The following is an 8,922-nucleotide window of genomic DNA, read 5'->3' as shown; positions in this document are numbered from 1 at the left end:
AAAGCATATTGTTTTTACACAAATAGAGCCTCTTCTCCAAAAATATTGTATTACAAAGATTCGCATTGGGCTACTAGCTCATTAAAATCCCCAACATTTTCTAAAGTAATTCCTCCATAATATTCTTCAAATAGATCATGATAAAAAGAGAAACAGCTTTTTTCTTTCACTTTTGCATTCGCATCTAAACTAGTAAATGAAAATCCAGTTAGTAACACGGTTAAGATTAATAATTTTTTCATCATTTTAAAATTTATGACCTTATCTTTTAAGGTCGGTTGTACAAAATTATGCACATTTATAAATTTAGGTTGTGCAGCCTATTTGTGTCGTTTCTTCGGCATAAAAATTGTACATTTGTAGTGCAAGTTAAACCTACGGTTTTATGCCATGTGGTATAGAGGGCTCCAAATTTTTTGGAGCTTCTCTTTTTTCTAGTTTTAGAACATCATATATTTTTAAGTTGTTTCTCCGAAAGTAAAAAAAAAAAAAACGGTTTAGCCTAATAAAAATGTATTTTATCGATTTTTATTGATTTTGGTCGATAATTTAAATTTTTAGAAATTGGAATTGAGATTGATAGATTTAATTCTAAGACCACTATATAGCATATAGACTAAAAGTTTATCTCGCAAAAGGGATAGAAATGTACATCCTTTTTTTGCTTCGATATATGGCAAAAAAAGATGGCAATGGATAGCCCGGGCCGCAGGCTTTGCCCAAAATATTCTATTGTAAAAAGATCTATAGACGATCGCGTTCTTCTGCGTCGATGCTTCGGTTATTATCTTTTAACCCGTTATTCCCAAAGTTGTATTTAAAACCTACACGCACAAATCTGTTTTCGGGAAGGGCATAATAACCGTTGTCTTGATTAAGATAAGTTGAATTTAATTGCGGAGCGAACTCGTTAAATATGTCTGAGACAAATAATGAAATTTCTCCTTTACGATCCCAAACTTTCTTTTTAAGACCTATAGATACATTAAAACTATCTGCAACCTGATAAGAGCCTTGTATAAAATCTGACAAATAGAATAACGTAAGATTTCCTGAAAATGCTTTTTCTTTAGAGATCATAATTGAGTTAAAAAACATAGCATAAAAACCGTTTACATCGTTAGTGACTTCTGCCAAATTACTCTCTAGCGCTAAAAAAGTTTCTTCTTCGTGAAAACCTGAAAGTACGGCTTGTGCATACCACCAACTTTTTAACGATCGTCCATGAAAAAAATCGACTCCGTAAGATTTACTTTCTAACACATTGGCTTGCACCGATCGTAAAAATAAATTTTCATTATCTTGAAATACTAACTGCGCTACATTTTGCCCATTATTTCGGTAATAAAAATCGAATGAGTATTTATTTTTAAACGTGTAGTTAAGGTTAAATTGATTACTTATAGCAGCTCTTAAGGCAGGATTCCCGGATTGAAAGTTATTTTCTGTAATAAAATATCGAAACGGGTTTAAGCTTTCATACTTTGGGCGATCAATTTTTCGACCATAATCAAAACCAAAACTATGATTTTCTGAAGCTTTGTAATTGAGATATAAACTAGGGAAAAACTCAGTATAATCTCTATTATTAAATTCATTTAAACTCATCGAGCGACCTTCTCTATCGGTATGTTCTACGCGTAACCCTAATTGAGCGCTAAATTTATCCCAATCTTTATTTGCTGAAACGTAAGCCGCATAAACCATTTCGTTATATTGAAAACGATCGGAAAGGTATTGATCTGCAAAAGGAGCTGCATCACTCTCTAATTCATAAAAGTTTAGGAAGCTTTCTGAATTAATATCTGAATATTTTAATCCGGTTGAAAAATTATAGCTTCCGAAAACTGTTTCAAAATCGGCTTGGCCGGCGTAAATATTTATTTTTTGAGCTGAATTGGTAGCCAAGTTATTTTCATCTAACAATTGATCGTCTGGCGTAAAATAATCGGTAAACAACATTTGGATGGTTTGACTGTCGTAATAAGTAGAATGTAAATTGACAGATAAACTGGTGTTTGATTTAAATTGATGATTAAAGTCTAGATCGTAACCCAAATTAGTTAAATCGTTAGCTAGTCTAGCTTCTGTGGTAAATGTTGAATCGAGTATAAAGTTTGGAGAATACGCGCGAGTTCTACCTTCGTTATTGTAAGACATATCGGGAGAGTAAACTCCGTTGGCGCTAAAATTTATAGCGTTCTTCTCATCGATTTTGTAATCTAAAATCACATTTGCTTGATGACTGTTTTCTCGAGTGATTCTATCAAAATCTGTTCGCCATCGGTTAAAAACTTCATTTTCGTTATTGATGTAATTTACATAACTCTCATCTTGCTTAATTTTTTTTGAAGGAGAATAACTGTAGTTCATCAAGACATTCAACTTATCGTTTTTGTAATAATGACTCATCCCTAAATTATACTTCGCATAAATAGCTTGGGTATAACTTGCGTTTACACTTCCCTTATAACCGGGAACGAGCATTTTTGTGGTTACGATATTTATAATAGGACCATCACCGGCATCATATTTTGCTGATGGATTTCTTAAAATTTCTATTTGCTTTACATCTTCAGCAGAAAAACTTTCCAGTAATTGTTTTAATTCATCTGAAGTAAGATCTACCTTTCTTTCATTTATATAAATGGTAGCTGTTGTATTTCTTATTTTTAAGTCATCATTAATGGTGATCACTCCCGGAGCCATTCTAATGGCATCCCATGTATTTCCGCTAGAAATACTTGTGTTTTCGATATCGAAAATTATTCGATCTGAAGCTCTTCTAATTTCAGGTTTTCTGCTCGTTAGGGTAACTTCATCTAAATATTCTGAATTCACCTTTAAAATAATGGCAGGAAGATGAAGGTCTTTGTTTACGTTTAATTTTTCTCGCTGTTTTTGGTAACCCATAAAGGAAGCCTCTAGAAAGTAGTTGCCTTTATTAATTTTAGAAAAACTAAAATCACCTTTTTCATCACTAATTGTTCCTTCAACAAAAGTTGAGTCTTGCTGTTGGTAAAGCGCAATATTTGCATAAGCGATTGCATCACTATCTTTATTAAGAATAGTGCCGTTTATTTCAAATTGAGCTGAAGAAACTAAAGGAAATAGAAATAAAATTGGTAAAAAAAACGCTGACTTCAAATAAGCTAAATTTTATGATAATTATTGATTTTGCCTATAAAATACATATAGCTATTACATGCTTCTGTTTTCGATTTCAAAAAAGCTATATTTGCAAAAATGTATTGATGTCCAAAGCTAATAAAATTTCTTTTTATAAAAGCTTTAATTTGTTAAATATCAATACCAACTATTGAAATTGATTTATGAAGCACATTAGAAATTTTTGCATCATCGCTCACATTGATCACGGTAAAAGTACGCTGGCAGATAGACTTTTAGACTTTACCGGTTCTGTGACAGAAAGAGAAAAACAAGAGCAACTTTTAGATAGTATGGATTTGGAACGTGAACGTGGAATCACCATTAAGAGTCACGCTATTCAGATGAATTATATCCATAACGGCGAGGAGTATGTGTTAAATTTAATCGATACTCCGGGACACGTAGATTTTTCTTACGAAGTTTCTAGATCGATCGCAGCTTGTGAAGGTGCTTTATTGGTGGTCGATGCTGCGCAAAGTATACAAGCACAAACTATTTCTAATCTATATTTAGCACTAGAGAACGATTTAGAAATTATTCCGGTGCTTAACAAAGTAGACTTGCCAAGTGCTAATCCAGAAGAAGTAACCGATGATATTGTCGATCTTTTAGGTTGTGATCCTTCGGAAGTAATTCCTGCCAGTGCAAAAACCGGTCTTGGTATTGAAGAAATTCTTACCGCGATTATTGATCGTGTTCCGGCTCCTGTCGGAAAAGTAGATGCGCCGCTTCGTGCCCTTATTTTCGATTCGGTTTACAATCCGTTTCGTGGAGTTGAAACCTTCTTTCGTGTAATCAACGGAAGCATCAAAAAAGGACAACAAATTAAATTCGTAAATACGAATAAGAACTATTCTGCAGATGAAGTAGGTACGTTAAAACTGAAACAATTTCCGCAGAAAGAAATAAAAACCGGTGACGTTGGTTATTTGATCACCGGTATTAAAGATGCTCGAGAAGTAAAAGTAGGAGATACGATTACCGATGCTGCTAACCCTACCACAGAAGCCGTTGCCGGTTTCGAAGATGTAAAACCTATGGTTTTTGCCGGTATTTATCCGGTAGATACCGAAGATTACGAAGAACTGCGTTCTTGTATGGAGAAGCTTCAACTAAATGATGCTTCATTGGTATTTCAACCGGAAAGTTCTGCCGCTTTAGGTTTTGGTTTTCGTTGCGGTTTCTTAGGAATGCTTCACTTAGAAATTATTCAAGAACGATTAGAGCGTGAATTTGATATGACGGTAATTACCACCGTGCCTAACGTATCTTACCACGCGTATACCAATAAAGAACCCGATGAAGTTATTTTAGTGAATAACCCATCCGATTTACCGGAGCCTTCTAAATTAGATCGTGTAGAAGAGCCTTTTATAAAAGCAACGATTATTACCAAAGCAGACTTTGTTGGTCCGGTGATGTCGCTTTGTATTGAAAAACGAGGTGAAATCGTTAACCAAACTTACTTAACGCCAGAGCGTGTTGAATTAACTTTTAATATGCCTTTAGCTGAAATTGTTTTCGATTTTTACGATCGTTTAAAAACGGTTTCAAAAGGTTACGCTTCATTCGATTATACGCCTATTGGTTTAAAAGCTTCTAAACTGGTAAAAGTAGATGTTTTACTTAACGGAAGTACCGTAGATGCGCTTTCTGCTTTATTACACGTAGATAATGCGTATGATATTGGGAAGAAAATGTGTGAAAAACTGAAAGAATTAATTCCGCGTCAACAATTCGATATTCCTATTCAAGCGGCGATCGGAGCCAAAATTATTGCTCGTGAAACCGTAAAAGCTTTACGTAAAGACGTAACTGCAAAATGTTATGGAGGAGATATCTCTCGTAAACGTAAATTATTAGAAAAACAGAAAAAAGGAAAAAAACGAATGCGTGCCGTTGGTAATGTAGAAATCCCACAAGAAGCCTTTATGGCCGTTCTTAAATTGAACGATTAAAAAACAAAAAGCCTCTGAAATTTCAGAGGCTTTTTTTATATGGAGTAAAGCTATTTTGAAATTTCCATAATTTTTTTAAGTTATAGTTAGAATTTTAAATGAAAAGGAAAAATGGCAGGACATAGCAAATGGGCAAATATAAAACACCGTAAAGGCGCCCAAGACAAAAAAAGAGCAAAACAGTTTACCCGAGCAATTAAAGACATTACTGTTGCGGTAAAAGAAGGTGGTGGGCCAGATCCGGAAGCTAATCCCGGTTTAAGAAACGCTATTGCCAATGCAAAAGGGGTGAATATGCCTAAAGACACCATCGAGCGAGCGGTAAAAAAAGCAAGTGGTGCCGATGCAGATAATTATGAGACCGTAACTTTTGAAGGTTATGGACCTAACGGAATTGCATTCTTTATAGAATGTACAACCGATAATACCAACAGAACCGTCGCTTCGGTACGATCTATATTTTCTAAAAACGGCGGAAGTTTAGGAACCAATGGTTCGTTAGAATTTTTATTTGATAGAAAAGGAGTGTTTACCATCGAAAGAGAAAAGTTTGAAATGCCTTTAGAAGAACTAGAACTTCAACTTATTGAAGGTGGCGCAGAAGATTTTGAAGAAAGTGATGAGTTTATTACGATTTACACCGACTTTACCAACTTCGGAAAAATGGCAGAAACCTTAGAAAACCTCAACATCGAAGTAAAAAATTCAGAATTGCAGCGCATTCCTACCAACACTAATGAATTGCCTTTGGAAGACGCTAAAAAGATTATGAAACTTGTCGATAAATTTGAAGAAGACGATGATGTACAAAACGTTTTCTACAATTTAGAAATCACCGATGAATTAGCAGAAGCTTTAGATGAAGAAGATTAATTTTTCTCTTCTTCATCTTTAGAAACCGTTTCTTCTAGATCTGTGCTGTCTTTCATTTTTTCAGTTTCAATGGTTTTTCCTAAATAAACCAACATATTTCCTTCTTCAATAGAAACCTCTTGACTGTTTGATGGGATAATGCTCAAATCGCCTTCATTATCTTTTACAAATAGCGGAATAATATCGTCATCGGTCTTTGTGATTTCAATTAAACCACTATAATGCTCTTGAGAATTTAATTCGATCTCCTGGATTTTCGGGTATTTACGAGCAACTTCTGTTAGCTTTATAAAGTCGTCGGTGTGTGAGAATAAGCCTTCTTGCGGATTGTTTTCCGGGTCAGACATTTCATCTGCAGAAACGACTCTAAACGAACCGTTTTCTCCAAAGTGTTTCTGAAATTTAGAGATCGCAGTTCTGTTAATTTCAGAGTTTCCGGTTAATGCCATTAAATATCCCACATCGTTCAATTCAATATTATTTCCTAGATCATCAGAATATACACTTCCTTCAATAGCTTCTAAACCTAATTCTTTTGCTTTTCGAATATTGGTTCGGTTATTATCAACCAACACTACGTGACGGTTATTTTTCTTTAAATAAGTTCCTATTAAACGTGAAATCGAGGAAGCACCAATAATTAAAATTCCTTCAGAATTGGTTAAAAATACACCGACGAGTTGTGCAAAACCTCTTGCGGTAGTTGCATTTAATAAAACCGTACCCAATACGATCATAAATACAAGCGGAGTAATATATTCTGCGCCTTCAATGCCTTGACTCGCTAATTTTAATCCAAAAAGGGAAGCAATACCGGCTGCCACAATACCGCGCGGACCTACCCAACTTATAAATAATTTTTCATTAAATTTTAAAGATGAATTAATACTACTTATAAAAACGCCCAACGGTCTTACTAAGAAAACTACTGCTGCAAAAAGCAATAAAGCATTCCAATTATAGATTAATAAAAGATCTTCAATATTAATATTAGCTGAAAGTAAGATGAATAAAATCGAAATTAATAAAACACTCAGCGATTCTTTAAAATAGAGTAGTTCTTTAATATTCGGAAGGTTAATATTCCCCAAAACCATTCCCATTACCACGACGGCTAATAAGCCACTTTCATGCGCAAATAAATCGGCCAACACAAAAACACCTAACACCGTCGCTAGTGTAAAAACGTTTAATAAATAATGCGGAATAATATTTTTCTTAATACAAAAACCCAGTGCGTGAGCAAACGTAAAACCAAACGTAAAACCGAATAATACGATTTTTCCAAATTCTGCTAAGGCGGTTTGTGTAAATTCGTGTCCTTCACCGGCGCTAATAAATTCAAAAACCAAAACGGCTACTAAGGCACCGATAGGATCAATTAAAATACCTTCCCATTTCAGAATAGCTGAAACATCTTTCTTCAGTGGAATGTTTCTTAAGATCGGAGTAATTACGGTTGGTCCGGTCACAATAATTAATGCCGCAAATAAAAATGAAATTTGCCAAGAAAGATCGAAGATAAAATGTGCTGCGATTCCTGCTCCAAAAAAGGTAACGACTACTGCAATGGTAATTAACTTCACAATTACCGGCCCAACATTTAAAACTTCTCCTCGTCGTAAGGTTAAACCTCCTTCAAATAAAATAATACTAATGGCCAGCGATACAAAATAGAATAAACTTTCCCCGGGAAATAAACCGGAGCTTCCATCCCAAATAGGCTCGATAAGTTTCGTGCCATCTTCTGTATAAAAAGTAGCTAAGGGTCCTACGGCAAGACCAATTAAAATTAATGGTAAAATTGCAGGGATTTTAAATTTCCAAGCAACCCATTGAGCTAAGATTCCTAATATTATAATACCTGCTAATTCTAACATTCAATCAATTTTTCTGCAAAATAAGATTTTTAATGATAAAAAACACTTCTTCCAAATTTAGTTTTTTGAAGTTCTCTTATTTATGAAATTCGTTAAAAGCAATGCAATACTTAGCTTAGAAACTAGTAATTTCTTATTTTGCGAGTTATTTTTATAAAAAATCATCATATTATGAAATTATATCCTGTTGAAGCCGGAAATTTTAAGTTAGATGGCGGAGCTATGTTTGGCGTTGTTCCTAAAACTTTATGGAGCAGAACCAATCCTGCCGATCAAAATAATATGATCGATATTGGTGCACGATGCCTACTTATTGAAGACGGTAACCAGCTCACACTCATCGATAATGGGTTGGGAGATAAGCAAAGTGAAAAGTTTTTTAGTCACTATCATCAATGGGGCGATTTCAATTTAGATTCATCGTTAAAAAAATTAGGTTTTCATACAGACGACATTACCGATGTTTTTTTAACGCATCTTCATTTTGATCATTGCGGCGGAAGCATAAAATGGAATAAAGACAGAACCGGTTACGAACCGGCCTTTAAAAATGCAAAATTTTGGACTAACAAAGAACATTGGGATTGGGCTATAAACCCAAACCCGCGAGAAAAAGCTTCTTTCTTAAAAGAAAATTTGTTACCGATGGAAGAAAGCGGTCAACTACACTTTTTAGACCGCGATAAAGGTTCACATTTTTACGAGCATTTAAATTTTGGCGTTTTATTTGTAGATGGTCATACCGATAAACAAATGATACCACATATTACCTATCGAGACAAAACCTTAGTGTTTATGGCAGACTTGCTGCCAACCGTTGGTCACATTCCATTACCTTATGTGATGGGTTACGATACCCGACCGCTATTAACCTTAGGCGAAAAAGAAGCCTTTTTAGAAAAAGCAGCCGATGAAGGTTTTTATCTGTTTTTAGAACACGACGCACATCACGAAATTATTACGGTTAAAAGAACCGAAAAAGGAGTTCGATTAGACCAAACCTATACTTTTAACGAATTATTTAATTCATAATTAATCCT

6 protein-coding genes are annotated in these 8,922 nt (G+C 34.6%); 3 read left to right on the top strand and 3 right to left on the bottom strand.

What is annotated here, in order from left to right; genetic code table 11:
- Positions 1-50 precede the first annotated feature (50 nt).
- Both G551_RS0109065 and G551_RS0109060 read right to left on the bottom strand, forming a co-directional pair.
- Positions 51-242, bottom strand: a complete 192-nt coding sequence (locus G551_RS0109065; protein ID WP_027885281.1) for a hypothetical protein — start codon at positions 240-242, stop codon at positions 51-53.
- A 502-nt stretch (positions 243-744) separates the two neighbouring features.
- Positions 745-3,147 carry an outer membrane beta-barrel family protein gene (locus tag G551_RS0109060; protein WP_051191344.1) on the bottom strand — a complete coding sequence of 801 codons (2,403 nt, stop codon included), beginning with the start codon at positions 3,145-3,147 and terminating at the stop codon, positions 745-747.
- A gap of 185 nt (positions 3,148-3,332) precedes the next feature.
- On the opposite strand from G551_RS0109060, the gene lepA reads away from it, so the two are divergent.
- Both lepA and G551_RS0109050 read left to right on the top strand, forming a co-directional pair.
- Positions 3,333-5,129 carry a translation elongation factor 4 gene (gene lepA / locus G551_RS0109055; RefSeq protein WP_027885279.1) on the top strand — a complete coding sequence of 599 codons (1,797 nt, stop codon included), beginning with the start codon at positions 3,333-3,335 and terminating at the stop codon, positions 5,127-5,129.
- Positions 5,130-5,240: 111 nt separating this feature from the next.
- The gene (locus tag G551_RS0109050) at positions 5,241-6,002 is read left to right on the top strand and encodes a YebC/PmpR family DNA-binding transcriptional regulator (RefSeq protein ID WP_027885278.1); all 762 of its coding nucleotides are present in this window, start codon (positions 5,241-5,243) and stop codon (positions 6,000-6,002) included.
- Here the strand turns inward: G551_RS0109050 and G551_RS0109045 are convergent.
- Positions 5,999-7,882: a cation:proton antiporter gene (locus tag G551_RS0109045; protein WP_027885277.1), complete on the bottom strand. Its 1,884-nt coding sequence runs from the start codon at positions 7,880-7,882 to the stop codon at positions 5,999-6,001. The genes G551_RS0109050 and G551_RS0109045 overlap by 4 nt on opposite strands.
- A gap of 171 nt (positions 7,883-8,053) precedes the next feature.
- Here G551_RS0109045 and G551_RS0109040 point away from each other — a divergent pair, with 171 nt between their 5' ends.
- Positions 8,054-8,914 carry an MBL fold metallo-hydrolase gene (locus G551_RS0109040; protein ID WP_027885276.1) on the top strand — a complete coding sequence of 287 codons (861 nt, stop codon included), beginning with the start codon at positions 8,054-8,056 and terminating at the stop codon, positions 8,912-8,914.
- Positions 8,915-8,922 lie beyond the last annotated feature (8 nt).

The sequence above is a fragment of the Mesonia mobilis DSM 19841 genome, from assembly GCF_000423405.1.
Classification (GTDB): domain Bacteria; phylum Bacteroidota; class Bacteroidia; order Flavobacteriales; family Flavobacteriaceae; genus Mesonia; species Mesonia mobilis.
This window is presented reverse-complemented; position numbering and strand designations above follow the sequence as displayed.